The organism is Luteibacter pinisoli, assembly GCF_006385595.1.
GTDB lineage: Bacteria > Pseudomonadota > Gammaproteobacteria > Xanthomonadales > Rhodanobacteraceae > Luteibacter > Luteibacter pinisoli.
The window spans coordinates 4,237,296-4,260,663 of sequence record NZ_CP041046.1 but is presented as its reverse complement, the minus strand read 5'-3'; the positions used below and the strand labels follow the sequence as shown (position 1 = coordinate 4,260,663).

General features: G+C 65.0%; 26 protein-coding genes and 1 tRNA gene. 11 read left to right on the top strand and 16 right to left on the bottom strand.

The genetic code is table 11. The features are described from left to right. Positions 1–96: 96 nt before the first annotated feature. Positions 97–807: a hypothetical protein gene (locus tag FIV34_RS19405; protein ID WP_139985134.1), complete on the top strand. Its 711-nt coding sequence runs from the start codon at positions 97–99 to the stop codon at positions 805–807. Between the two features lie 49 nt (positions 808–856). Here the strand turns inward: FIV34_RS19405 and FIV34_RS19400 are convergent, their stop codons facing one another. Both FIV34_RS19400 and FIV34_RS19395 read right to left on the bottom strand, forming a co-directional pair. Then, positions 857–1,369, bottom strand: coding sequence for a DUF1697 domain-containing protein (locus FIV34_RS19400; protein ID WP_139985133.1), 513 nt, complete (start codon positions 1,367–1,369; stop codon positions 857–859). A gap of 49 nt (positions 1,370–1,418) precedes the next feature. Then, positions 1,419–2,081 (bottom strand): outer membrane beta-barrel protein, encoded by a 663-nt coding sequence (locus FIV34_RS19395; RefSeq protein WP_170207663.1) that lies wholly within the window; start codon positions 2,079–2,081, stop codon positions 1,419–1,421. A gap of 325 nt (positions 2,082–2,406) precedes the next feature. On the opposite strand from FIV34_RS19395, the gene FIV34_RS19390 reads away from it, so the two are divergent. Beyond that, on the top strand, positions 2,407–3,111 hold the full coding sequence (locus tag FIV34_RS19390) for a glutathione S-transferase N-terminal domain-containing protein (protein WP_139985131.1): 705 nt from the start codon (positions 2,407–2,409) through the stop codon (positions 3,109–3,111). Positions 3,112–3,227: 116 nt separating this feature from the next. Here FIV34_RS19390 and FIV34_RS19385 read toward each other — a convergent pair whose 3' ends face one another. The 4 genes from FIV34_RS19385 to FIV34_RS19370 all read right to left on the bottom strand — a co-directional run bounded on the left by FIV34_RS19385 (position 3,228) and on the right by FIV34_RS19370 (position 8,816). Further along, positions 3,228–6,278, bottom strand: a complete 3,051-nt coding sequence (locus tag FIV34_RS19385) for a TonB-dependent receptor (protein ID WP_139985130.1) — start codon at positions 6,276–6,278, stop codon at positions 3,228–3,230. Positions 6,279–6,589: 311 nt separating this feature from the next. Beyond that, positions 6,590–7,276, bottom strand: coding sequence for an outer membrane protein (locus FIV34_RS19380; protein ID WP_139985129.1), 687 nt, complete (start codon positions 7,274–7,276; stop codon positions 6,590–6,592). A gap of 104 nt (positions 7,277–7,380) precedes the next feature. Next, positions 7,381–8,025, bottom strand: coding sequence for an outer membrane protein (locus FIV34_RS19375; RefSeq protein ID WP_139985128.1), 645 nt, complete (start codon positions 8,023–8,025; stop codon positions 7,381–7,383). A 149-nt stretch (positions 8,026–8,174) separates the two neighbouring features. Continuing rightward, a complete protein-coding gene (locus tag FIV34_RS19370; RefSeq protein WP_139985127.1) occupies positions 8,175–8,816 on the bottom strand; it encodes an outer membrane protein in 642 nt (213 codons plus the stop codon). Positions 8,817–9,073: 257 nt separating this feature from the next. On the opposite strand from FIV34_RS19370, the gene FIV34_RS19365 reads away from it, so the two are divergent. The 4 genes from FIV34_RS19365 to FIV34_RS19350 all read left to right on the top strand — a co-directional run bounded on the left by FIV34_RS19365 (position 9,074) and on the right by FIV34_RS19350 (position 12,870). Continuing rightward, the gene (locus FIV34_RS19365) at positions 9,074–10,969 is read left to right on the top strand and encodes a M61 family metallopeptidase (RefSeq protein WP_139985126.1); all 1,896 of its coding nucleotides are present in this window, start codon (positions 9,074–9,076) and stop codon (positions 10,967–10,969) included. 67 nt (positions 10,970–11,036) lie between these two features. Next, positions 11,037–11,942: a LytTR family DNA-binding domain-containing protein gene (locus FIV34_RS19360; RefSeq protein WP_246058690.1), complete on the top strand. Its 906-nt coding sequence runs from the start codon at positions 11,037–11,039 to the stop codon at positions 11,940–11,942. A 57-nt stretch (positions 11,943–11,999) separates the two neighbouring features. Further along, a tRNA-Arg gene (locus tag FIV34_RS19355) sits at positions 12,000–12,076 on the top strand. An 8-nt stretch (positions 12,077–12,084) separates the two neighbouring features. Next, on the top strand, positions 12,085–12,870 hold the full coding sequence (locus FIV34_RS19350) for a uracil-DNA glycosylase family protein (protein WP_139985125.1): 786 nt from the start codon (positions 12,085–12,087) through the stop codon (positions 12,868–12,870). 7 nt (positions 12,871–12,877) lie between these two features. Here FIV34_RS19350 and FIV34_RS19345 read toward each other — a convergent pair whose 3' ends face one another. Continuing rightward, positions 12,878–14,053 (bottom strand): BamA/TamA family outer membrane protein, encoded by a 1,176-nt coding sequence (locus tag FIV34_RS19345; RefSeq protein ID WP_246058689.1) that lies wholly within the window; start codon positions 14,051–14,053, stop codon positions 12,878–12,880. A 149-nt stretch (positions 14,054–14,202) separates the two neighbouring features. Here FIV34_RS19345 and FIV34_RS19340 point away from each other — a divergent pair, with 149 nt between their 5' ends. Next, on the top strand, positions 14,203–14,451 hold the full coding sequence (locus FIV34_RS19340; RefSeq protein ID WP_139985123.1) for a helix-turn-helix domain-containing protein: 249 nt from the start codon (positions 14,203–14,205) through the stop codon (positions 14,449–14,451). Positions 14,452–14,475: 24 nt separating this feature from the next. Here the strand turns inward: FIV34_RS19340 and FIV34_RS19335 are convergent, their stop codons facing one another. The 6 genes from FIV34_RS19335 to FIV34_RS19310 are packed head-to-tail and all read right to left on the bottom strand — an operon-like array spanning position 14,476 to position 17,940. Next, positions 14,476–15,255 carry an HvfC/BufC family peptide modification chaperone gene (locus FIV34_RS19335; RefSeq protein WP_139985122.1) on the bottom strand — a complete coding sequence of 260 codons (780 nt, stop codon included), beginning with the start codon at positions 15,253–15,255 and terminating at the stop codon, positions 14,476–14,478. Continuing rightward, complete coding sequence (gene bufB, locus FIV34_RS19330) at positions 15,252–16,094, bottom strand: MNIO family bufferin maturase (protein WP_139985121.1); 843 nt, start codon at positions 16,092–16,094, stop codon at positions 15,252–15,254. The genes FIV34_RS19335 and bufB overlap by 4 nt, the downstream gene beginning before the upstream one ends. A gap of 23 nt (positions 16,095–16,117) precedes the next feature. Beyond that, positions 16,118–16,405 (bottom strand): BufA2 family periplasmic bufferin-type metallophore, encoded by a 288-nt coding sequence (gene bufA2 / locus FIV34_RS19325; protein ID WP_139985120.1) that lies wholly within the window; start codon positions 16,403–16,405, stop codon positions 16,118–16,120. A 34-nt stretch (positions 16,406–16,439) separates the two neighbouring features. Beyond that, positions 16,440–17,204 carry an alpha/beta fold hydrolase gene (locus FIV34_RS19320; protein WP_139985119.1) on the bottom strand — a complete coding sequence of 255 codons (765 nt, stop codon included), beginning with the start codon at positions 17,202–17,204 and terminating at the stop codon, positions 16,440–16,442. 32 nt (positions 17,205–17,236) lie between these two features. Then, positions 17,237–17,668 (bottom strand): DoxX family protein, encoded by a 432-nt coding sequence (locus FIV34_RS19315; RefSeq protein WP_139985118.1) that lies wholly within the window; start codon positions 17,666–17,668, stop codon positions 17,237–17,239. Then, positions 17,665–17,940, bottom strand: a complete 276-nt coding sequence (locus FIV34_RS19310) for a BufA1 family periplasmic bufferin-type metallophore (protein ID WP_139985117.1) — start codon at positions 17,938–17,940, stop codon at positions 17,665–17,667. Before FIV34_RS19310 ends, FIV34_RS19315 begins: the two co-directional genes overlap by 4 nt. A gap of 253 nt (positions 17,941–18,193) precedes the next feature. Here FIV34_RS19310 and FIV34_RS19305 point away from each other — a divergent pair, with 253 nt between their 5' ends. Genes FIV34_RS19305 through FIV34_RS19295 form a run of 3 tightly spaced genes read left to right on the top strand, consistent with a single transcriptional unit; the run spans position 18,194 to position 20,829 of the window. Continuing rightward, entirely contained in the window at positions 18,194–18,742 is a 549-nt protein-coding gene (locus tag FIV34_RS19305) for a thioredoxin family protein (protein WP_139985116.1), read from the top strand. A 42-nt stretch (positions 18,743–18,784) separates the two neighbouring features. Beyond that, positions 18,785–19,525 (top strand): response regulator, encoded by a 741-nt coding sequence (locus FIV34_RS19300; protein ID WP_139985115.1) that lies wholly within the window; start codon positions 18,785–18,787, stop codon positions 19,523–19,525. Continuing rightward, a complete protein-coding gene (locus tag FIV34_RS19295) occupies positions 19,522–20,829 on the top strand; it encodes a sensor histidine kinase (RefSeq protein WP_139985114.1) in 1,308 nt (435 codons plus the stop codon). Before FIV34_RS19300 ends, FIV34_RS19295 begins: the two co-directional genes overlap by 4 nt. Before the next feature lie 34 nt (positions 20,830–20,863). Here the strand turns inward: FIV34_RS19295 and FIV34_RS19290 are convergent, their stop codons facing one another. Both FIV34_RS19290 and FIV34_RS19285 read right to left on the bottom strand, forming a co-directional pair. Then, positions 20,864–21,364 (bottom strand): DUF4142 domain-containing protein, encoded by a 501-nt coding sequence (locus tag FIV34_RS19290; protein WP_139985113.1) that lies wholly within the window; start codon positions 21,362–21,364, stop codon positions 20,864–20,866. A 75-nt stretch (positions 21,365–21,439) separates the two neighbouring features. Next, complete coding sequence (locus FIV34_RS19285) at positions 21,440–21,613, bottom strand: DUF1328 family protein (RefSeq protein WP_045831119.1); 174 nt, start codon at positions 21,611–21,613, stop codon at positions 21,440–21,442. A 307-nt stretch (positions 21,614–21,920) separates the two neighbouring features. On the opposite strand from FIV34_RS19285, the gene FIV34_RS19280 reads away from it, so the two are divergent. Further along, entirely contained in the window at positions 21,921–22,700 is a 780-nt protein-coding gene (locus FIV34_RS19280) for an isocitrate lyase/PEP mutase family protein (RefSeq protein WP_139985112.1), read from the top strand. A gap of 62 nt (positions 22,701–22,762) precedes the next feature. On the opposite strand, the gene FIV34_RS19275 is transcribed toward FIV34_RS19280, so the two are convergent. Beyond that, entirely contained in the window at positions 22,763–23,350 is a 588-nt protein-coding gene (locus FIV34_RS19275; RefSeq protein ID WP_139985111.1) for a hypothetical protein, read from the bottom strand. Positions 23,351–23,368 lie beyond the last annotated feature (18 nt).

Here is a 23,368-nt window from a genome sequence, read left to right as displayed (position 1 = left end):
ATTTCCTAGTTGCCTATTTCGGAGCTCATCGACGAATAGGGCCAAAGTAGTAGCGGGCTGAGAAGGTAGGAATGTACTAATGACAAGGAGTTATACATGCGTTACTTCGTTGTTCCGGCGATGATCGCCGCGCTCGTTCTTTCCGGCTGCGCTACTGACCCGAAGCGCCAGGTACTGAGTTCCGATGTGATCGACACGATCCGATCAGAAGGGCTCAACTTTAAGCCGCCATCCGACGCGAACTTTCTCACGCAGACCAAGGGCAAAATTGTGGCGCTCACGGCATTGAGTGTCGTTGGAGCGGCGATGGGTGGTGGCGGATCCGTGCATTTGGGCCAACGCAACAGCATGCCGAAAGGTGGTTACCTGGACGCCGATGCGTGGCTTCTTTCGCCTACGGTCGAGGGCGCCGGAGTATTCAAGGATCCGGGAAAGGCGATGGATGTTAGCGTCAGAGATCGTCTGGCCCAAAAGGGCATTGTCCATAATCCGGATGCGAGCTACGCGATCATCGGTTCGGCCGACTTCTGGGGCCTCGACTACGAGAAGCTCACTGAGTCTGACAACTACCGACTCTACTTCAATCTGACGCTTACACTGAAGCGAGGTATGTTCTTCCAACGGTCCGTATCCTGCGCAGGCGCTTCGCTTGAGAAGCACGGCTACGACGACTGGATGGCAGGCGATCGCGAGCGCATTCATCGCCCTGCCGCCGTCATTGGGGATAGCTGCGCGAGTCGGTTGCTGGCGGAGCTTGACCTTGCTGGCGAGGAGCCGGTGCCTCTGGTTGGTGAGGCCGACGGGTAGTCGGGAGGTCGTCGCGCTGGGGCGCAGCCCGTCGCGCGCAAGCGCGCCCCTACAGAACAGCGGCCATCTCGGCGAGTTTTTCAACCGTATTGATATTCCGCCCGGTCCCGGCCTTTGCGGCCGGGATGACCAGCTTCGATGAGGCCATCCCATCGTCGTAGCGGACATAGATCTCCCGCTTTCCCAGCCGGACTTCTTCGTTCCCCTGGTGCCGCACCGCCGCTAACGTATCCTTTGGCGGCGCCGCATCAAGGAAGATGGCAACCACCCGGTTACCCGGCGCGTCCGGAAATGGATTGTCAGCAAGCACGGCGGCCATTTCGGCGGCGGTCCGCACCATAACCCCAACGGGTTTGCCGGCGTACGCCTCGAGCCGCGACTCGAGCGCAGCTTTTACCGCCTGTTCCTTCAGCTTCGAAGTAAACACCACATTGCCACTGGCGATATAGGTCTTTACCGCAAGGAACCCTTCCTCCTCGCACATGGCCTTCAGCTCGGCCATCGGCAACTTCCCGGTGCCGCCAACGTTCACGGCGCGGAGCAAGGCGATATAAGCGGGCATGCGTGAATTCCCCAATGGAAGGCATGCCCGCAGTGTAAGCCGCTGTCGGTCAGAAGGTGTACTCGGCGCCAAGGCCAAGGGTGTTCACGGCCAGGAGCTGCGTGCGGCCGTCGGTGTAATGCACCTTGTTCACGAAGTAGCGGTTCGCATCGATGCTGAGGGTCAGCTTGGGAATGACGGCGTATCCGAGGCTAAGGCCGACGTACGGGCGGACGCTGTCTGCGTGATTCGACGACGTCCTGTGCAGGCCGGGGCCCTCGAGCCGGTCGCGCTGGTGGCCGTGACTCCGGGCAATGCCGCCACGTACCGCCAGGGACAACTGGTCGTCGATGTGCCATTTGAAGTTGCCGCCCAGGAGATATGCGCGCAAGTCGATGTTGCGGGTGTATAGGGCCTTGTTGTTGCTGCCCCTGATGGGCAGGTATTGCCTGTGGTTCATCTGGCCGAGCCAGGCGTAGCCGCCTTCGACGCCCAGGGCGAATCGGTCGGCGACGGCCCAGCGATAGCCGACCAGTACATTGGCGTGACGGCCGTGGGTGTCCTTCTGCACCTTGCGATCAATGTTGATGGAGGATTTCCCCAGGGTGCCATGGAGGAACAGGCCGCTTTGTGCGGTGCCCTCCTTTGACGGAGCAATACCGCCATCGGCGGCATGCGTGGCGAGGGGTACGGCGCCCAGCAGGAGGGCGGTAAGAATGAGGGTTCGTTTCATGACAAGTCCCTTGTCGTTGAGGGTGGGTCGGGTGGCGCGCGAGCAGTTTAGGCGTCGCACAACGCTCATGCGGACGTACCCGATAGCCGCGACCCTGCTTCCGGCCAAAGCCCGAATGCACCCCAGCCCGCGCCCAGACTCGTGAATAGGTCGACGCCTACAGTGATGACGAGGCAATCACCTACAGCGCGTAGCGACAAAAGCGGACGCACAGCACCGCCACAAGCCGTCGCGTATCCGGGAACAAAGGCAGGCGACGGTTGAATCCTGCACGCCCCCGCCCTACCTTCGGGGGATTACCTCGCGCGAAACCCAAGGAATCCCCATGGCAGACATCGACTCGTTCCCGATCACCGCCCGCTGGCCCGCGCAGCATCCGGACCGCATCCAGCTCTACTCGCTGCCCACGCCGAATGGGGTGAAGGCCTCGATCATGCTGGAGGAGACGGGGCTGCCTTACGAAGTCCATACGATCGATATCGGTAAGAACGAGAGCAAGCTGCCCGAGTTCGAGTCGCTGAATCCCAATGGCAAGATCCCGGCGATGATCGATCCGAATGGCCCGGATGGTAAGGCGATTGGCCTGTTCGAATCCGGCGCGATCCTGCTTTACCTCGCCGAGAAGTCGGGCAAATTCCTTCCGAAGGATCCGATCAAGAAGTGGGAAACCATCCAGTGGGTGATGTTCCAGATGGGCGGCATCGGCCCGATGTTCGGCCAGGTGGGCTTCTTCCATAAGTTCGCGGGGCGCGAATGGGAAGACAAGCGTCCACTGCAGCGATACATCGCCGAGGCGAAGCGCCTGTTAGGCGTGCTGGATAAGCAGCTCGACGGCCAGGACTGGATCGTCGGCAGCGAGTACACCATTGCCGACATCGCCACGCTGGGCTGGGTGAATAACCTGGTCACGTTCTACGGCGCGCGTGAGCTCGTCGAGTTCGATCAGTTTCAGAACGTGATTGCGTGGCTGGAACGCGGCACCTCGCGCCCGGGCGTGGAGCGCGGGCTGAAGATTCCCGCGCGTCCGTGATCTGGTAGGAGCCAACCCTGTGGGCGACAGCTTTCGCGATTCCGTTCCGGTCTTGTTGGGCTTTCGCGAAAGATGTCGCTCACAGGGTGAGCTCCTACAACGGTGGCGTATGCGGGTTAGTAGTCGTAATTGACGCTCAGGCGCACGTACCTGGGTTGCTGCATCGACGTCGGCGTGCCGTATAGCGGGTTGGCCAGGTTCGGGCTGGATTCGGCGTTGGGGAAGATCGCCAGCACCTTCTGCTCGTTGGTCACGTTGAAGACGTTGAGGTTGAAGGCGAGGCGCGAGGCGGCGAAGTCCGGCCGGTACGTGGCGCCCAGGTCCAGCTGGCGGACCCACGGCAGGCGGCCGTGGCTGCCGGGCGGCGAGGGCTCGCCGTTGCAGAAGTGGTAGCTGTTGCCGTAGCCCGCGGGGTCCGTGCGGTCCTCGCCGAAGTAACCGAGGCACGGCTTGGGCGCACCGGAGATGAGGCTGAGGTTGGCGCTGACCAGCCATTCCGGGGTGAACTGGTAGTAGCCGAAGAACTTCAGCTGGTGCTTGTGATCGTTGTTCTGCACGCCATTGGTGTTGACCATGATGTAGCTGTTGTCCCAATCCTGGGTGGTCGACACCGCGGTCTGGCCCGTGCCGCGTGATTCGCGGAACAGATCCGAACGCAGCTGCCCTTCCGTGTTGCCGTAGCTGCGCGAGAACGTATAGCTCACCTTGCCGTACCAACCATCCGCGAAGGGATGTTCCAGGAACGTCTCCAGGCCGTAGTAGCGGCGCTTGAGGCGGTCGAAGCCGAACTCCTTGTTGCTCAGCGGCACGCTCACGTAGTTGCCGTTGGTATCGACCAGGTTGAAGGTGTTGGCCTTGCCCGGGTTGAACAGCCAGCAGCTGACGGGGTTGCTCTGGGTGGTCACGTCGTAACCGAGCGACTGCGCCTTGGCCAGCACCAGGTCGATATCGCAATAGTCATCGATGGCGTTGCGCAGGATGCGCTGCGTGGCCTTCGCCCCGTAGACCCAGTTGGTGCCCAGCGTCTTGGTGAAGCCGAGGATGAACTCGTCCTGGTATTCGGACTTCAGGCCCTGCGTGGTCACCGTTTTCGGATCCGGCAACTGGCCGAAGGTGTTGTTGGCGGCGACGGGCACCGAGATGGCCGTGAGGTTCGTCGGCGTGCCATCCGCCGCGATACCGCCATAGGTGAAGTACTGCGAGGTGGTGAGCGCGCCGCCTGCGGCGTTCAGCGCCGGATTCAACGGCAGGCCGAGGTAATAGCGGCCCGCGTTGGCATACACCTTGACCGTCGCATCGCCATTCACATCCCAGCTCGCCCCCAGGCGCGGCGCCCACTGCGGCTTGTGCTGCGTGATGAAGGGATCGCCGTCGGCGTTGAAGTTCTCGAACTGGTCATTGCGGATACCGAACGACAGCAGCCAGCGATCCGAGACCTGCCACTTGTCCTCGATGTACTGCGCGCGCTGTGCCGAGCGCACGGTGGCGAGGCTGCTGTTGATGTTCTGGATGACGTAGTAACCGCCGGCGCCATTGGGGAAGCCACCGGTGGCTGGCACGCCCAGGCCGGTGGAAATCGGCGTGTTCGGATCGCCCTGGCCGTAGGTCCACGAGTACCCGCCGGGGCCTGAGGTCACCGAGCCCTGGTCGATTGCCGTGGCCGTCTGGTTGTCGATGCCGGCGGTGATCGTGTGGTCACCGAGCTTGTAGGTGATGTCGATGCGGGTATTGGTGGTGCGGTTGCCCTTGCCGGCCGGGATCAGGCTCGACACCGTCTGCGAGTTGCCGCGCGGCGCGCCGCCATTCAGCGCGGGGTTCTGGTTCACGATGCCGTCGACGTACGTCAGGCTGGGGTCGTAGCCGCCCGGCGAGTCATAGGCCGTGGTGTGCAGCTTGCCGTACTGGGCGCTGATGGTCAGGTCGTCGGTGATGTAACCGGTGTACTTCGCCGTCCACAGGTCGCCACCGTTCTTGGTGTCGTCATCGGCGCCGATACGCTGCTGCTTCGTGCGCGAGGCGTAGTCGTAATCGTAGATGGAGCCGGATGTCTGGTATTTGTCCGACGCGCCGGTGAGTTCGAGGATGTGGTTGTCGGTGATGTTCCAGTCCACCTTGCCGTACCAGCGCGGCGAGTTGTAACGGTAGTCCACGTACGGTTTCGTACTGGTATAGCCGCTGACGGGATTGACCGTATTGCCTTGCTGGCGCTCGTACTCGGCGGCCACGAATACGAAGAGCTTGTCCTTGATCAGCGGACCGCCGGCGTAGGCGCTCACCGTCGTGCTGTCGCTGCCGTTCTCGCTATCGGGTGCGTAGAGGTTCCCGGCCACGGGCGAGGCGGGCAGGCCGTTCTCGAAATAGCGGTTGCGCTGCGAGGCGCGTGCGAAGGCCGGCTCCCACAGCACCTGTGCACCGAAGTGCCATTCATTGGTGCCGCGCTTGCCCACCACGTTGATGACGCCGCCATCGGAGCGGCCGTACTGCGCGCTGTAGCCGCCGGTGTACACCTCCTGCTGCTCGATCGCGCCGTAGGGCAGCGACAGGCCGCCGAAGCCCTGCAACGGGTCGGTGGTGGCAAAACCGTTCACGTAGTACGCGTTCTCGCTGGCCGCGGAGCCGCCGAAGCTCACCAGGGAATTGCCCGTGGCGCCCTTGAAGTTGCCGCCGTTGTTGACCACGCCGGGGGCGAGCAGGGCGATGGCTTCCGAATTGCGACCCAGCGGCAGCTTGGCCAGCTGCTCGGAGGTGACGACGGTGCGAGAGTCGATGCTGGAGACGTCGATCTTCGCCAGCGCGGAGGCCGACACCGTCATGCCCGAGAGGTCCTGCGCATTGGCCGCGGTGCTGACGAACGACACCTCCGTACCGGCGCCCACCTTCAGGACGATGTTCGTGCGGGTATCCACGGTCTGGCCGTTGGCGCGCAGGGCGACGGTGTACGTGCCCAGGGGCAGCTGTCCCACGCTATAGCGGCCGCGGTCGTCCACGGGGGTCTCACGGCTCAGGCCCGTGTCGCTGGTGACGACGACGGTCTCGCCCGCCGCGGTGGGGGCCTGGCCGAAGATGCCACCGGTGGTGGACTGGGCGAAGGCCACAGGGGCGGCCAGGGCCGTGGCGACAGCCACAGCGAGTGCGATGCGGTGGGGTCGGGTAGTGCGGCTGAACATGGGAAAACGTCTCCTCGGTACGTTTTTCGGGCGCACGGCTACCTGCAGGGCCGCGGCACGGCCCTGTCATGGCTTCGATGGAAAAACCCCTGGGTGCACTCCACCGCACCGGCGAAAAAGCCGGGGGCGCGAGGCGGACTGGTTGCTTCCTTTCGGAATCCCTTGCGTGCTGCGTCGCAACACGTGCTATCGGTTATAGCGAAGAACCGCAGGGTTGTATAGGGGTTTAGCCGGCCAAACCCAAAATAATGCGAAACGAAAAACGGCCGCTTGCGCGACCGTGTGTTTCTCTACCCGATGGACTCGGCGGTTTACCAGAAGCGGTATTCGGCCGTGATGCCCGCGACATTCGCGTGCGCCGTATGACCGTGGTCGATGGGTCCTTCCGCCTTGAAGCCATAGCGATCAAAGGACAGCGTCAGCCCCACGTTCTCGTTGAAGTCATAGCCGAAGCCAACGCCACCATAGATCGCATTGTCGGTCGACGACGAGCGCTGGAGAGACATCGGCGGCGTCGGCTTGTAGACGACGTAGGCGTCGCTGCCGGCCTGGTACCGTGTCCGCACGTGCGCGAGGCCCAGGCGCGCAGTCGCGGTGAAGCCGTGGGGAAGATCCACCTTGCCGTTGACACCGACTAGCACCGCATCAGATTTCGTTTTTTCGCGATCACGGAAGCGGGTGCTGAGCCCGCCGGAAATCTGCGACCAGTCGGTCTTGCCGAGGCTGACGTAGCCGCCTTCGATACCCAGCGAAAAAGGCCGGGAAACCACCCAGCGATAACCGCCGACGACGCTGAATGCCGTACTGCTATCGTCTTTCGTCAGGAAATGGCTGGCCGACGAAACGTTGCGGTCGATGTCGTTATGCGACGTGCCGCCGCTGACGGCGACAAAGGCACCTGTCTGGGTGACCGAGGCCGACGACGATGACGCGCTTGCGGTGAATGACGCGGGCAACAGGAGAACGGCGGTTGCCGCGGCGAGCATGGCGTTACGCATGGTTACGTTCCTTCCTTGAGTGCTATGCGGAGCCGGGAGTGGCCCGCCAAGCCACGACGTTCGTCGTGGCTTGGCTTGAAACGCAGCCAACAAAAAAGCCTGGATTACCAGAAGCGGTATTCCACCGCCGCGCCGAACACGCCTACGTTCACCGTGCGCTTGTCGCCGGTGATGTCGTCCGCCTTGAGGGCGTAGTGGTCGTAGGTCAAGGTAATGCCGACGTTTTCGTTGAAGTCGTAACCGAAACCGAGGCCACCGTAGACGCCGTTGTCGTTGGAGTCGTTGTTCGAGTAGTACGGCGTGTAGCCCGGCACGGACGGCGACAGGTATTCAGTAACGGTGTACTTCACGCGCGAATGCGCGAGGCCGGCGCGAGCCGTGATGGTGAAGCCGTGCGGGAGATCCCACTTGCCGTTGGCACCAATCAACAGTGCCTGGCCCTTGAACTTGGCCTTGTACAGGTCGGAGTAGCCAGTGAAGCTCTCGTCGTCGGTGGCCTTCATGCTGCCGAGATCGACGTAGCCCGCTTCCACGCCAAGCGAGAACGGACGATCGACGACCCAGCGATAACCGGCGACGGCACCGAATGCGCTGTCGTTGTTATCGTCGAAGCTGGTGTGGCTGACGCTGTAATGCGAGCTGCCGCCGTTTACGCCGATGAACCAGCCCTGCTGGGTCACCGCGCTGGCGGAGAAAGAAGCGAAGGAAAGAGCGGCGGCCGCGGCCACCGAAAGCAGAACCTTTTGCATGATGAAATCCCTTAGTCCTTGAAAGTCCGCCGGCCCCGTTGCCGGCGTGCCCTTCGGGCAGGGGTATCTTACGGGGCTTTACGTATGGCTGCCATGGCAGCTAGTTGTGACGCGTGTCACAACGCACTGCCATGGCTGCCCGCGCACGATCAGAAGCGGTATTCCACCGCGGCACCGTACACGCTGATGTCCACGCCACGCTTATCCAGCAGCACGTCTTCTGCCTTCGTGGAGTAGTGGTCGTAGGTCACGGTGATGCCGATGTTCGGCGTGAAGTCGTAACCGAAGCCAAGGCCGGCGTAGATACCGTTGTCGCTCGACGTACGCTCGTCGTGGAACACGTCGTAACCGGGGATGGCCGGCGACAGGTGCTCGTTGGCCGTGTACTTCAGGCGCGAGTGCGCCACGCCCAGGCGGCCGGTGATGGTGAAGCCGTGGGGGAGATCCCACTTGCCGTTGGCGCCCACGAGGAGGGCCTGGCCCTTCTGCTTATAGTTCACGACGTCGCTGTAAAAGTTGTCGCTGTAGTCGAGCTTGGCGCTCATCTTGCCGAGGTTGGCATAACCGACTTCCACGCCCAGCGCGAACGGACGATCGACGACCCAGCGGTAGCCGGTGGTCACGCCGAAGGCGGTGTCGTTCTTGTCCTGCCAGCGGGTATGGCTGATGTCGTACTGCGAGCTGCCGCCGTTGACGCTGATGAACGCGCCATCGTGGGTAGCCGCCGCGGCGGAGAACGAGGCAAACGAAAGCGCGGCGGCCGCGGCCACCGAGAGCAGAACCTTTTGCATGAGAAGTCCCTGAGTCCTTGAATGTGTCTGCCGGCGTTTTGAGGCCGGCCCGCCCCCTGTGGGCCGCGAGATTTTACGGCGTTTTAACTTGCGATGCCATGACAGGTATCTCCCCGCCACCCCCCCGTGACCTCTGGCATGGGGAGACCCGGCCCCTGCCGTTTAGCATCGGAGGCTTGCGCGGACCGCAGGGGCCCGCGCGGACCCACTCGCAGGCAGGATCGCCCGGCGACCCACCGCTCCACGGGAGAAACCCTTTGAAATCCAAGCTTCTCGCATCTGCGCTGCTGGCCGCCCTGGCTGGCATCGGCGCCACGGCCTACGCCGCGGATGATGTTCCGGCCATCCAGGATGGTCCGTTCAACGGCACGCTCAAGGTCGTGGTCGATGCCACGGACCTCGACCACCGCATCCTCCGCGTCAAGGAAACCGTCCCGGCGCAGCCCGGCAAGCTGACCCTGCTGTTCCCGGAGTGGATCCCGGGCCACCATTCGCCGACCGGTCCGATCGACCAGTTCGCGGGCCTGGTGGTGAAGGCCAATGGCCAGCGCATCGAGTGGACGCGTGACGAGTTCAACGTCTACGCCTTCCACATGGACGTCCCGGCGGGCGCCACCTCGGTGGACCTCGAATTCCAGACCCTGACCCCGCAGGACACCCGCCAGGGCCGCATCGTCATGACCCCGGACATGGTCAACGTCGAGTGGAACCAGGTGGCCCTGTACCCGGCCGGTTACCGTGCCGACCAGGTCCAGGTCGAGCCGTCGGTAAAGTTCCCGGCGGGTTTCCAGTTCGGCACCGCGCTGGAGCAGGCGAGCAAGGACGGCGACACCGTCACCTTCAAGAACATCGATTTCGACAACCTCGTCGATTCGCCGATTTTCGCCGGCCGCTACTTCAAGCGCGTGGACCTGGACCCGAACGGTCGCTCGCCGGTGCACCTGAACATCATCGCTGACAGCGCCAAGGCGCTGGAGATCAAGCCGGAAGCGCTTGAGATCCACCGCAACCTCGTCAAGCAGATGGACAAGCTTTACGGCGCACGCCACTACAACCATTACGACTTCCTGCTGGCGCTGACCGACAAGCTCGGCGGCATCGGCCTGGAACACCACCGTTCGTCGGAAAACAGCGCCTCGCCCAACTACTTCACCGAGTGGGACAAGAGCTGGCTGGGCCGCGACCTGCTCGCACATGAGTACAACCACTCGTGGGACGGCAAGTACCGCCGCGGCGCCGACCTGGCCACGGCCAGCTTCAACGTCCCGATGGGCGACAGCCTTCTGTGGGTGTACGAAGGCCAGACCCAGTTCTGGGGCAACGTGGTGGCCGCGCGTTCGGGCCTCGTCTCGCAGGACCAGGCACGCGACGTGCTCGCGCTCGTTGCCGCCACCTACGACAAGGGCCGCCCGGGCCTGTCCTGGCGCAACATCCAGGACACCACCAACGACCCGACCATCGCCCAGCGTCGTCCGCTCTCGTACCGCAACTACCAGATGAGCGAAGACTATTATTCGGGCGGCCAGATGGTGTGGCTGGACGTGGACACCAAGCTGCGCGAGCTGACCAAGAACAAGCGTTCGCTGGATGATTTCGCCAAGGCCTTCTTCGGCATGAAGGACGGTGACTGGAAAGTCAATCCGTACACCTTCGAAGAAGTGGCTTCGACCCTCAACGGCATCGCGCCGTACGACTGGGCGAAGTACCTGCGTGACCGCATCGACGGCCACAAGGGTGACCTGGAAGGCATCGAGCGCGGTGGCTGGAAGCTGGTCTACAACGACAAGCCCTCCGAAGCCGTGAAGGCCTTCGAGGCACGCCGCCACTACACCGACCTGACCTACTCGGCCGGTTTCGCCGTGTCGTCGAAGGGCGACATCGCGGACGTCCGCTGGGACGGCCCGGCCTTCAACGCCGGCCTCTCGCCGGGCATGCATATCGTCGCCATCAACGGCAAGGAATTCGACGGCGATGCGCTGAAGGATGCCGTGACCGCGTCGAAGGGCACCTCCGCCCCGATCGAGCTGCTGGTGAAGAACTTCGACACCTACAAGACCATCAAGATCGAATACCACGATGGCCTGAAGTACCCGCACCTCGAGCGCGACGCGAGCAAGCCGGACTGGCTCGGCCAGCTCTACAAGGCGAAATAAGCACGACAAGGGCCCCGCAAGGGGCCCTTTTTTTCATGCCGGCACCGCATCGGCATACACTCCCGCCATGGACAGACCGCACAGCGAACCCGGCAAAGACCTGGACACGGCGCACCGCCGGCGCCGATGGATCATGGTGATCTTCTGGACGGTGATCTTCGGCACGGCCGCGATCGGCAACACGCTGACCTCGCGGATCGACGCCGCCCGCTACAACGTGCCGTACGAGACCTGGCACATCGCGATCAACGAGTTCAGCAGCCCGCTGGTCTCGCTGATGCTCCTGCCTTTCCTGCTGATGGCCTGCGACCGCTGGCCCCTGCATGCCGACACCTGGCGCCGCTACCTGCCGTACTACGTGCTGGGCAGCCTGGCCTGGTGCCTGCTCCATGTCACCGGTATGGACCTGCTGCGCCTGGGCGGCTACGCGCTGGGCGGGGACCGTTTCGACCCGGGGAACCTTGGCCTGCAGTTCGTCTATGAGTACCTGAAGGATTCCCGCACCTTCTTCTTCATCGTGGCCCTGTGCCACGCGGTGGAATGGTTCGGGCGCCAGATCAAGGGCGAGGCCAGCCTGCTGGCCGAGCCGGACGAAGGCGCCCCGGTGGAACCGGTGGACCGCCCTGAGCGCTTTCTTGTCCGCAAGCTGGGCCGCGACTTCCTCGTGGCCACCGCGGACATTGAATGGGCCCAGGCCGCGGGCAATTACGTGAACCTGCGGGTTCGCAGCCGTGACTACCCGCTGCGCAGCACCCTGGCGGCACTGGAAGCCCGGCTGGACCCGGCCGTATTCGTGCGGGTGCATCGCAGCTATGTGGTGCGCCTGGCCCAGGTCACGGCGATCGAGCCGCTGGACGCCGGCGAGGCCCGCCTGCACATGGCCGACGGCACCGTGCTGCCGTGCAGCCGCCGCTATCGCGAGGCGCTGCGCGCCGTCGCGGGCGGCCACGAGCCCGCCGTGGCGCGGGCCTGAGAGGAAAGCTAGGCCAGCGGCGGGTAATGCCGCTACAATGCCGGTCCGCTCAGATACGCGCCCGTAGCTCAGCCGGATAGAGTAGTGGCTTCCGAAGCCATTGGTCGGGGGTTCGAATCCCTCCGGGCGCGCCATTTTCCGCATGGCTACTGACGATCTCCACCTCTTTCGCCATTACGCAGGCCTCCTGCGCGACCCGGGCGTGGATTTCGCCGCGCACACGCCATTGCCCGCGGCCCTGCGGATGGCCAGCGACGGTCGCCACGAGATCTACTACGCCCCGTTCGATTTCCTGAACCCGCACGCGAAGATCGTGCTGGTCGGCATCGCGCCAGGCCGTGCGCAGGCATTGGTCGCCCTCGACACCGCACGCAGCCAGCTGCTCGCCGGCGCCAACGATGCCACGGCGGCAGCCGCCGCTAAATACGCCGCGAGCTGGTCGGGTCCGATTCGCAGCCACCTGATGCGCATGCTGGATTTCCTCGGTGTCGCGGCCCGGCTCGGCATCGCGTCGACGGCTGCGTTCTGGACCGCGCGCACCGATCTCGTCCATATGACGGCGGCGATCCGCTACCCGGTGTTCACCGGCGGAAAAAACTACAACGGCAGTGGTGTCGACCGGAGCCCGCTGCTGCTGGAGCGCATCGATACCGACTTCGCCGCGGAATGCGGGCACCTGCGGCGCGCCCTGGTGATCCCGCTGGGCGCCGCCGCACAGGTGGCGTGCGATCGCATGGTGGCGCAGGGGCGGCTAGACCCCGCGCGCATACTCGCCGGCCTTCCGCACCCCTCGGGCGCCAATGCGGAGCGTGTTGCCTATTTCCTCGGCCAGAAAGCGCGCGGGCATCTGTCGGCGCAAACCCGTCCCGAGCCCCTCGACGCAGCACGCGAGCAGGCGTTGCAGCGCATCGCCGCGTGGTCGCCCTGAGTCGGCTTCAGCGCCACGCACTACCTATCTGGATGTACCAGGCATGGTCGTCCTGGCTCCATGCCCAGTCGACGCCGGCATACAGGCCCAGCGCACTGGCGATCAGGTAGCGAAAGCCGACACCCTTGCTCGTTTCGGTGGAGGCATCGCCGAACGAGACTTTCTTGCCCCAGGCACGCCCCGCGCCGCCAAACACCAGTGCGGCCCAGCGCCGTGTCGCATTCCATCGCAGCTCGGCTTCCACCATGCCGACCGAGCGATCCTGGTAGCGGCCGTAGGACACGCCGCGCAGATCCACCGAAGGCAACTGGTAAAACGGTGTGTCGCCGGGTGCGGTGCGGTAGTCAGCACGCAGGCCAAGCACGAAGCGCTGCCCGAGGGGGATGTAGCCGAGGGTGTGTGCGCGGTACGACTGGAAGGTGTTGTCACTGCCGATGCCCGGCGCGTAGAACGTCGTCTCCACCATCGACAGCACGCCGCGCGATGGCGTCAGCGTATTGTCGCGCGTGTCGTACTCGAAGACCGCACCCAATCCCGACGCGCGGCTGGCGAAGTCCCGCGGCTTGAAGAACTGGCGGTTGCTCTCGATGTTGAGGCTGCTGTCGAGGTCGATGTAGAGCCAGCGAATGCCCGCGTACAGCGGCGTGTCGCCCAGGCGGCGCTGCACCTGCTGGAACGAAAAGATGCCGTCGAGGTTGTAGCCGATCTTACGCGGTGCCAAAACCACGCCCTGCGTGTAGAAGTCGAGGTTCACCGATGCCTTGCCGATGGCGCCCTTGTAGCGCCACTGGTCGTCACGGAAGTGGAACTCGCCCGCGATCGCGCCACCGTAGGTGCCGTTCTGCGTCTTCGCCGCACCAAAGCCGTAGATGTTCGGCGGAATGCGCTCGCCGCGATCCTTCGACGCCTGCGATTGCTTGGCCGGTTTGAAGAACACCGCCGCTGCACCACCGCCATTGCCGACGGCCGGTTCGGTGATGATGATCGGCACGATCAACGCGCCCTTGTGCTGCAGCAGCCAGCGCGACATGTCGATGGCGTGGTCGTTGGGGTCGTGCATCAGCTGCCAGAAGGTTTCCTTGGCTGGCGGCGCGGGTGGTTCGAGGGTCTGCGCGGCGGCGCCAAGGGGAACGAGCGTCAGGGTGGCCCACGCGGCGAACCGGATCAGGGGTAGGGAGGCCATGATGTGCCGCGTCGCAGGGGCAGGAGCACACATCGTCGCGGTCGGCGCGAGCGTCCAACAGCGCAGGGACGCGGGGTTTGGCCGCGTATTTCTACCTAGTATCCCCTGTAGGGTATATTCTCGAGATATACCCTATAAGGTATGCCCGTATGCCCCAACAATCGATCACCCTTCCATCCCAACTCGCTGCCGCGCTACGCGATCAGCGGGCGCGGCTTCGGCTGACTCAGGCCAGCGCTGCCGCCAGCGTCGGTCTGCTGGCGAAAACCATTTCGGCACTGGAGTCCACGCCGGAGCGTAGCTCGATCGGCTCATTGCTCAAGCTTCTTGCCGCCTTGGACCTTCAACTGGTCCTTGAGACGCGCGGAAAGCGCAGCGATACCGGGTCGGAGTGGTAGCGCATGGCACTCCTTCGTTCGGCATCACGCGAGCTCCGCTCGCTGCTCTAGGCCTTCGTTCTCCACCGCGACGACGATCCCAGATGCGAGCCAGTCTCCCAGCAGCTGGCCAGCCCGCTGGATGCCGGTCTCCTCACCAAGGCGCTCGACCAGCGTGTCACAAAGCGTGCTGAATGCGGCATCCGTGGCAAGCGTGAGCAGCGCCGTGGTTTCGATATCATCGGCACGGCGCAGGCGCGAGACGTTGTCGCGGCGCCAGACGACCAGCCCGGCCGGTTCGGCGAGCATCTCACTTTCCATGCCTTCGTGACCTTCGTGCAGGCCCGTCCACACGTCGTCGGCGTTGGTGGTGGCGCGGCGTACACGGAGGCTGGGCGACCGCACGAGACGGGCGTTGTCCCAGTCGACGTTTGCCAACGCGTCAGGCGCTATCGGCATGGCATCCGCGGCGACGAAGGCCTCACCGAGCATCCATTCGATCCACGCGATCTCATCGAGGTCAGGGTTGGCCGGATGCAGCGCCTGGAGCGTCTGCGCGAACTCGGCGCCGTAGTGGTCCAGCGTCCAGCCACGCGGTGCGTGGGCGTCGATATGGGTGATGGCGGCGACGCGGAACGCCTCGTCGCCGATGAACTGGCGTAGCAGCGGGTAACTCACTTCCAGGCAGCCCATCAGCTGGGCGCGGTAGTTGTTCTGGTAGACATGGAGTCCCGCAATAGCCGTCGCACCGAAGGCGGCGGCATCGTCGTCGCTGCCGGTCACCAGCCAGTCGCGGAAGCGCACCTGCATCGTCGCCAGGTTCATGCGGCCTCCCGGCGGATGTGACGCTGGCCGATGGCGCGGGCGATCTCGAGCTCGTCGAGCAGGTCGGTCAGCGGCGGAATATCGTCGTCGCGTTCGATCATGGTGGCGACGTCGCCGAGCAGCGAGCGCGCCATCGCATAGAGCGACCACACGTCATCGCATACGGGTTTGTCGTGCGTATCGATCAGCAGGCCCGGGCCTTCGGTGTGGCCGGCAAGATGCACCTGGCGTACGCGGTCCGCCGGGATACCGTGCAGGAAGGCATGCGCATCGAAGCCATGGTTGTGGGCGCTGACGTAGATGTTGTTCACATCCAGCAATAATCCGCAGCCGGTGCGGTGGGCCATCGCGGTGATGAATTCCCACTCCGCCATCTCCGCGCCCTCGAAGGCCACGTAGCTGGACGGGTTCTCGAACAGCATGGGCCGACCGAGCGCCTCCTGCGCCATGTCGATGTTGCGGCAGACCATGTCCAGGGCCTCCGCGGTGTACGGCACGGGGAGCAGGTCGTGCGAGCTGAAGCCGGCCACGCGCGACCAGCTCAGGTGGTCGGAGACGAACAACGGCTGGATCTCATCGGCCAACGCACGAAGGCGGCGCAGGTAGTCGCGATCCAGGCCATCGGACGAGCCGATTGACAGGGAGACGCCGTGCATCGCGACCGGATGCTTCTCACGGATGCGTCGGAGGATGTCGCGCGGCTGCCCGCCATCCACCATGAAGTTCTCGGAGATGACCTCGACGAAATCCACCGGCACGTCGCCTTCGAGGAAATCGCGGTAGTGCTCCTTGCGCAGACCGAGGCCATAGCCGGCGAAGGTGGGGATGGATGTCGTCATAGCGAAGGTCCAATGCGACGGTGTTATTGCGGTTCGGTCAGCGTGCCGCCGGCGGCCTTGCATTCGCTGGGCAGCTTCACGACCACGCCCTGGCCCTTGCAGGTGTTCAGGCCCTTGCAGTCGTTCTTGGCGGTGGCGCAGAGGCTGGTGCCCTTGCAGGTGTTCACGCCGTAGCAGCGCGACAGTTCTTCCTTCGCGGCACCGGGCTTGTCGGCGGCATGCGCTGGCGCGGCGAACTGCGCGATGGCGATGGCAACGAGGGCGGCGGCGCCGGCGAAGGTCGAGCGGGACTTGGTGACGGTGGTATTCATCAGAAGGTATTCCTTGAGGTGGGATGGGTGGCGCTTACTTCGCGTCGCGAGCGGCTTCTTCGATCACCGCGGCGACTTTCTCCGGCTGGGAGATGTAGGAGACATGGCTGCCCTCGACCTCGGTGACATGCGCATGGGCGCGCTTGTACATCCAGCGCTGGAGATCGGGGCTGAGCGCGCGGTCCTGGGTGCTGACCACGGCCCAGGTGGGCTTGGTGTGCCATGCGGCGGCGGGCAGAGTGGCGTTGAACGCGGCCTTGGCGGCGGGTACCTGCGAGACGGCCATGAAGTCGGTGCGGTTGGTCGTCAGGTCGCCGGCGAAATCGGCGCCGAACTTGGCTTCATCGAAGAACAGATGGTCGTCGCGGGTGGCTTCGATGTCGTTGCTCGGCGAGGGCATGGACGACACGAGCTGCGACACGCTCTCGCCCACTTCCGGCACCAGCGCGGAGACGTAGACCAGTGCGGCCACCTTGTCGCGGGCACCGGCCTGGGTGATCACTGCACCGCCATAGCTGTGGCCGACGAGGACCACGGGGCCGTCCTGCTTGCGGATCTGCTCGCGGGTCTGGTCGACGTCATCGGCCAGCGTCTCGATGCGCGGCTGCACCACGCTCACGTGATAGCCCTTGTGGATGAGGATGTCGTGGACGACGCGCCAGCCGGAGCCGTCGACGAAGGCGCCAGGGACGATCACGATGTTTTTCACGCCGGTGGGCGCGGGAGCATCGGCGGCGACGGCGGCGGTGCCCGTGCCGAGGGCGAGCGCGGTCAGCGCGACGAGGAGGGTCTTACGCATAGGAGTGGGCCTGCGATGGAAGGGGGGTGGGATCAGCGACGCGAGGGGAAGAGGAGCCGGTCGAGCGACCAGCCCCCACCGCCGCGGGCGAGTAGCGGGAGCAACAGCCCCGCCCAGGAAAGGTGCGTCGGCCATGCGTCCGGATACACGAACACCTCGATCACGGCGGTCATGGCCAGCAGGGCAAACGCGGATACGCGGGTGAACAGGCCGAGCACGAGGAGCACGGGAAAAAGGTGCTCCGAATACGTGGCAAGGTGCGCGGCGAGGTGGGAAGGAATCAGCGGCAGGGCGTATTCCGAGTCGAACAGGTCGTAGGTGGACTCCTTGAGGGTGAGGAAGCCCTCGACCTTGGTGCGGCCCGACTGGAAGAACACCGCCGCGATGCCGAGGCGCGCCACGAGCAGCAGCGCGCTTTCCGGGATGACCCGCGACAGGACGCCAGCCGTGGCGACACGGCTCACGCCTTGGCCTCAAGGCTGCCCGGGCCCTTCGGCGTCTTCAGGGTGACGCAGGTGCCTTTTTCGACGAGCTTCCAGGCGTTGCCCTGGTAGTCCGTCTTCGAGGTGCCGGCGCAGCTGGTGCCGGCGCCGGCGGCGCAATCGTTCTGGCCGGCCTTGGCTACGCCATAGCATTTCTCCATCGGCTTCTTCGCTTCATCGGCATGGGCGGCGCCGGTGAGGGCGGCAAGGCCGAGGGCGAGGGTGGCGGCGAGGCTGCTGTACTTGCGATTCATCGGGATGTCCTTGTGCAGTGGGTGGGTGGCTGGTGGCCAGCCGGTGATGCACATGAAAACGTCCGGGCGTATCCCGCTTGTGTCGCGTGGCGTGCCAAAACGCATCGCAATGTGTCCTGCGACGGCCTGGATACGTTTCGATACAAAACCGGCCGCTTTGTACACTTCGATACAAAAAGCCCCCTCACGGGACATGCCCGGGACAAATGGCGCGCCTTTAATGCAAGGCGTACCCACCTGACCCGAGGTCACCATGAACGTCCTCTCCAAAGTCCTTACCGTGTTCGCGCTGGGCGTTGGCCTGGCGGCCGCCTGGCCGGGCCTGTCCAGCATCGCCCGCGCTGGCGACCACACCGCGTCGGCCAGCACACCCGCACCGGAATTCACCGGCATCGACCGCTGGTTCAACTCACCCCCGCTGACCATGCAGGGCCTGCACGGCAAGGTGGTGCTCGTGGAGTTCTGGACCAACGAATGCATCAACTGCCTGCACGTGCTTCCGCACACGAAGGCGCTCTACGACAAATACGCAAAGGACGGCTTGGTCGTCGTGGGCGTACACACCCCCGAATTCGATGAAGAGCGCGACCCGGCCACCGTGCAGGCGGCCATCAAGCGCTTCGGCATCACCTGGCCGGTGGCGACGGACAACCAGCTGGCGACGTGGAATGCCTGGGGCAACCAGTTCTGGCCCGCGCTCTACCTGGTCGACCAGAACGGCCGCGTTGTGTACACCCACTTCGGCGAGGGAAACTACGACACCACGGACGCGAAAGTAGCCCAGCTGCTTGGCAAGGGCTGATGCCCGGCACGACACACCTTCAGGCGAACGAACGACACGCGCATGGACCACATTGACCACATCCTCGTTGTTGACGACGACCACGGCATCCGCACGGGCGTCGTCGATTACCTGCGCAAGAACGGCCTGCGCGCCACCGCCGCCGCCGAGGGGCGCGAGATGTTTGCGCAGCTGGATGCGTCGGCGTTCGACCTGGTGGTGCTCGACATCATGATGCCGGGCGAGGACGGCCTGGCCTTGTGCCGCACCCTGCGCGCGGGCAAGCACAAGGCGATCCCGGTGCTGCTGCTGACGGCGCGCGATGATGAAACCGACCGCATCGTCGGCCTGGAAATGGGCGCGGACGATTACCTCACCAAGCCCTTCTCGCCGCGCGAGCTGCTGGCGCGGATCAAGGCGGTGATCCGCCGTACGCGGATGCTTCCCCCCAACCTGCGCATCACCGAGGCCACCGAGATGCTGGCCTTCGGTAAATGGCGGCTGGATACCACCGCGCGACACCTGCTCGATGAAGAAGGGACGGTGGTGTCGCTCAGTGGCGCGGAATACCGCCTGCTGCGTGTGTTCCTCGATCATCCGCAGCGCATCCTCACCCGCGACCAGCTGCTCAACCTCACCCAGGGCCGCGATGCCGAGCACTTCGATCGCAGCATCGACCTCCAGGTAAGCCGCCTGCGCCAGCGCCTGCTGGACGATGCGAAAGAGCAGGCGTACATCAAGACGGTGCGCAGCGAAGGTTACGTCTTCAGCATGCCGGTGACCGTGGCCGGAGGCGGCGCATGACACGGCGCCTCCCGGCGTGGCTGCCGCGGAGCATGGCATCGCGGCTGTCGGTCATCCTCATCTGCGGGCTGCTGCTGGCGCAGGGCCTGACGTTTGGCCTGCTGGCGTACGAGCGCTACCAGAGCGCCACCATGGTGATGCTCAACACGCTGGAGCACGAAGTCGGCACCTCGGTCGCGATCCTCGACCGCCTGCCGGCCGACGAGCGTGCGGCGTGGCTTCCGCGGCTGGCGCGTGACAATTACCACTTCCTCCTTGGCCCCGGTGAGGCCGGTGCGCCGCTGGTGTCCGAGCGTTCGCGCGAGGTGACGCAGCGGATCACCAACGAGGTGGGTGCGGCGTATGCGGTGAAGGCGCAGACGGTGTCCATGAAGCCCGAGCGCTACCAGGTGCACCTCACGCTCAGCGACGGCGCGCCGCTCACGCTGGAAGTGAACCCGCATCCGCCCGCGATGGCGAGCTGGCTGCCGTTCGTCTTCATGGTGCAGATGGTGGTGTTGCTGGTGTGCGCGTGGCTTGCCGTGCGCTTCGTCACCCGGCCGCTGGCGCAGCTGGCGGGCGCCGCGGAAGCCATGTCACCCACGGCCGACACGCGGCACCTTCCCGAGGATGGCCCCACGGAAGTGGCGCAGGCCGCCGCCGCGTTCAACGCCATGCAGGACCGCATTGCCGTGTACCTGAAAGAGCGCCTGCATATCCTCGCGTCGATATCGCACGACTTGCAGACGCCGATCACGCGCATGCGCCTGCGGGCCGAATCCCTCGACGCCGGCCCGGAGAGCGATCGCCTGCTTGCCGACCTCGCTGAGATGGAACACCTGGTGCGCGAAGGCGTGGCCTACGCGCGCAGCGCACACGGTGGCGACGAAGCGCCGGTGAAAATGGACCCCGCCGCGTTCATCGAAAGCCTCGTGTTCGACTACCAGGACGTGGGCCAGCCCGTGTCGCTGGCCGGAATGGCCCACGGTGTGGCCATGGTGCGTCCGCGTGCGCTGCGGCGGGTGCTGACCAACGTGATCGACAACGCTATCAAGTACGGCGGTAGTGCGGAAGTCGCCAGCTGCCGCGGCGCCGATGGCGCATTGTCCATCACCGTGTCGGACTCGGGCCCGGGTATTCCGGAGTCAGAGCTGGAGAACGTGACCCAGCCGTTTCACCGACTGGAAGGGTCGCGCAACCGCGATACCGGTGGCGCAGGCCTCGGCCTCGCCATCGCGGTGCAGCTGATGCGTTCGATCGGTGGCGACCTTCGCCTGGCCAACCGCGAGGACGGCGGCCTGATCGTGCGGCTGTCGTTGCCTTGACCGTCAGCCGGAGCCGAAAGCCTACGCCGCTGGCTCAGAACGGCGGAAGGTCGTCGGCGAGCTTTTCGTGCGCCTTGAGCACGGGGAGCTGGCTTCGTGCGAAATCGCGGATCTCCGCGTCTTCGCCCTTGTCTGCCTCCAGCTGGAACAGGCCGGTGGTGAGCTTGTGGTCGCGGACCATCGCATCGGAGTAAGCCCGGTCGAAGGTGGCGCCGTCGAGATCCTTCAGGCGATCGATCTCCTGCTGCTGGGCTGGCTCGGGTGCGACGGCCATTTGCACGCCCTTGCTACCCGCCAGCTTCGCCAGGTCGGCATTTGAACGGGTGTGATCCTCCACCATGCGCGCGGCGAACTTCTTGACCGAATCGCTGGACGCCTGCTGCGCGGCCATCTTTCCCAACGCGACTTCGGTCAGGCCCGCGCTGCTGGCACGGCGGACAAAATCCGCGTCGGCGGTGGCGATGCTCTTGGGCGCCTGGGCAAACGCCGTGGCGGTGAACAGGACAACGGCAAGGCAGGTAAGGCTGCGCATCATCGGTCTCCGTTGCTTGAATAAAGAAACGCCCCGGTCTGGGGCCGGGGCGTTTCCCTTCGAACACGTATCAGGCGCTTATAAGCGGGGCCCGCGGCGCAGGCCACCGAACAGCAGCGACAGGATAAACAGGATCAGGAACACCACGAACAGGATCTTGGCGATGCTGGCGGCACCGGCAGCAATGCCGCCGAAGCCGAAGATCGCGGCAACGATCGCGACGATGAAAAAGACGACGGCCCAGTAAAGCATGGAGGTTCTCCTGGCGGTGGATCGGTAGTGGAGTGATTCTTCGCCTGCACGGCCATCTGCCGCCGCGCCAGGTCGGGTGCCATTCGAGCATCGGCCGTCTGAAAGAGTCGTCTTCACGCGGTGAGGCAAGGTCTCACCGCGCATTGGCGCCTTGCTCACATAGCCTTGCCGTGGCTGAACCAAGCCGTAGGTTTACCTAGGCGGAAGGCGTTACCGACGCTCCGGATGCGTCGCCGGTGGCGCGAAGGCTGGCGGCTGGCTGAATGGTGAGTACGATGGCGAGACTTAACATGCTGGATGCCTGCCGATGACTGCTTCCCGGTTCCGCGATCTCCACCACGGCGATTCGCTCCTTGTCCTTCCCAATGCATGGGACGCGGGTAGTGCCGTCGCCATCCAGCATGCGGGTGCGCCCGCCGTGGCGACGACCAGCGCGGGCGTGGCATGGGCGTGTGGCTGGCCCGACGGCGACAAGCTGCCCGCCAGTGAATTGCTTGGCTCGGTCACGCGCATGGCCCGCGTGCTGACGGTGCCACTGAGCGCGGATATCGAGGAAGGCTGTGCGAGTGATCCGGGCGAGGTCGGGCGCTTCGTCGCGTCGCTCGTGGACGCGGGCGTGGCCGGCATCAACATCGAGGACGCCGGGCGCGACCCGGCGGAACTCAGCGCGAAGATCCGCGCCATCCGCACCGCCCTGCGCGGGCGCGATCTGTACATCAATGCGCGTACCGACATTTACCTGCGCGGCCTGGCTTCGGGCGACGAAGCCGTTGGCGAAGTCGTACGCCGGGCCAGCCTGTTCCGCGAAGCGGGTGCCGATGGGATGTTCGTCCCCGGCATCGCGAAGGTGGACGAGATCCGCCGCGTTGCCGCCTCGCTGGACGGCATGCCGCTGAACGTGATGCTGGTGCCAGGGCTGCCTTCCCACGCCGAACTGTACGCCGCGGGTGCGCGTCGCCTGAGTGCCGGTATCGCGCTGGCGCTCGATGCCTACGCGGCCACCGCCCGCGGCGCCGCCGATTTCATGGGCACGCCGCAGCCGGAAGGTCTCAGCTATCCGCTGCTCAATCGCCTGCTTGCGCGCTGACCGGGCACGAAAAAGGGCGCGGGGTTAGCCGCGCCCTATGGGCATCGCCGTGAGGCGGTGGCTTACTTCTTCTTGACGTCGAACGAGGTGTCGCCAGCGGCGGCGCCGTTCAGCGAGATCGAGACCTTGTACTTGCCTTCCGGCCACTCGTTCGGATTCTGGATCTTGAACGTGGTGACCGCCGGGCCGTCGGTGCTGATCGACTGGCTCAGGTCGCTGACCGTGGTGACGGCGTCGCCGTCCTGGTAGGTCCACTTGGCGTTGAGCGTGGCGCCGGCGCTGCTGCCTTCGGTGGCGACCGAGGCGTAGATGGTCTTCTCGTTCGGTGCGAACGAGGTCTTCGCCTTGGCGACCTTCTTGTCGGCGCCGACGGTGCTGCCCAGGGTGACCGAGCCAACCTTCAGCGTGTCAGCGGCGGCGACCGGAGCCGGTGCCGGCGCGGCAGCCGGGGCGGCCGGCGCTGCGACAGCGGCGGTGCTGGCGGCGGCCGGGGCCGTGGTCGGGGCGGTGGCGGCAGCGGCCGGGGCAGCAGCCGTGGAAGCGGCGGCCGGGGCGCTGGTCTGCTCTTCCTTCTTGCCGCAGGCGGTAAGGACCAGGAGGCCGGCGAGGGTGGCCGTGGCGAGGACAGGCGTGCGGAAGGAAAGCTTCATGTCTGGATTCCGGAAATA

Coding starts and splice junctions, on each gene's coding strand:
- FIV34_RS19390 (WP_139985131.1), top strand. CDS start 2,407: ATGGCAGACATCGACTCGTTCCCGATCACCGCCCGCTGGCCCGCGCAG.
- FIV34_RS19300 (WP_139985115.1), top strand. CDS start 18,785: ATGGACCACATTGACCACATCCTCGTTGTTGACGACGACCACGGCATC.
- FIV34_RS19405 (WP_139985134.1), top strand. CDS start 97: ATGCGTTACTTCGTTGTTCCGGCGATGATCGCCGCGCTCGTTCTTTCC.
- FIV34_RS19320 (WP_139985119.1), bottom strand. CDS start 17,204: ATGCGTAAGACCCTCCTCGTCGCGCTGACCGCGCTCGCCCTCGGCACG.
- FIV34_RS19345 (WP_246058689.1), bottom strand. CDS start 14,053: ATGGCCTCCCTACCCCTGATCCGGTTCGCCGCGTGGGCCACCCTGACG.
- FIV34_RS19290 (WP_139985113.1), bottom strand. CDS start 21,364: ATGATGCGCAGCCTTACCTGCCTTGCCGTTGTCCTGTTCACCGCCACG.
- FIV34_RS19275 (WP_139985111.1), bottom strand. CDS start 23,350: ATGAAGCTTTCCTTCCGCACGCCTGTCCTCGCCACGGCCACCCTCGCC.
- FIV34_RS19305 (WP_139985116.1), top strand. CDS start 18,194: ATGAACGTCCTCTCCAAAGTCCTTACCGTGTTCGCGCTGGGCGTTGGC.
- FIV34_RS19360 (WP_246058690.1), top strand. CDS start 11,037: ATGGACAGACCGCACAGCGAACCCGGCAAAGACCTGGACACGGCGCAC.
- FIV34_RS19400 (WP_139985133.1), bottom strand. CDS start 1,369: ATGCCCGCTTATATCGCCTTGCTCCGCGCCGTGAACGTTGGCGGCACC.
- FIV34_RS19385 (WP_139985130.1), bottom strand. CDS start 6,278: ATGTTCAGCCGCACTACCCGACCCCACCGCATCGCACTCGCTGTGGCT.
- FIV34_RS19375 (WP_139985128.1), bottom strand. CDS start 8,025: ATGCAAAAGGTTCTGCTTTCGGTGGCCGCGGCCGCCGCTCTTTCCTTC.
- FIV34_RS19335 (WP_139985122.1), bottom strand. CDS start 15,255: ATGAACCTGGCGACGATGCAGGTGCGCTTCCGCGACTGGCTGGTGACC.
- FIV34_RS19295 (WP_139985114.1), top strand. CDS start 19,522: ATGACACGGCGCCTCCCGGCGTGGCTGCCGCGGAGCATGGCATCGCGG.
- FIV34_RS19395 (WP_170207663.1), bottom strand. CDS start 2,081: ATGAAACGAACCCTCATTCTTACCGCCCTCCTGCTGGGCGCCGTACCC.
- FIV34_RS19350 (WP_139985125.1), top strand. CDS start 12,085: ATGGCTACTGACGATCTCCACCTCTTTCGCCATTACGCAGGCCTCCTG.
- FIV34_RS19380 (WP_139985129.1), bottom strand. CDS start 7,276: ATGCGTAACGCCATGCTCGCCGCGGCAACCGCCGTTCTCCTGTTGCCC.
- bufA2 (WP_139985120.1), bottom strand. CDS start 16,405: ATGAATACCACCGTCACCAAGTCCCGCTCGACCTTCGCCGGCGCCGCC.
- bufB (WP_139985121.1), bottom strand. CDS start 16,094: ATGACGACATCCATCCCCACCTTCGCCGGCTATGGCCTCGGTCTGCGC.
- FIV34_RS19310 (WP_139985117.1), bottom strand. CDS start 17,940: ATGAATCGCAAGTACAGCAGCCTCGCCGCCACCCTCGCCCTCGGCCTT.
- FIV34_RS19285 (WP_045831119.1), bottom strand. CDS start 21,613: ATGCTTTACTGGGCCGTCGTCTTTTTCATCGTCGCGATCGTTGCCGCG.
- FIV34_RS19340 (WP_139985123.1), top strand. CDS start 14,203: ATGCCCCAACAATCGATCACCCTTCCATCCCAACTCGCTGCCGCGCTA.
- FIV34_RS19370 (WP_139985127.1), bottom strand. CDS start 8,816: ATGCAAAAGGTTCTGCTCTCGGTGGCCGCGGCCGCCGCGCTTTCGTTT.
- FIV34_RS19280 (WP_139985112.1), top strand. CDS start 21,921: ATGACTGCTTCCCGGTTCCGCGATCTCCACCACGGCGATTCGCTCCTT.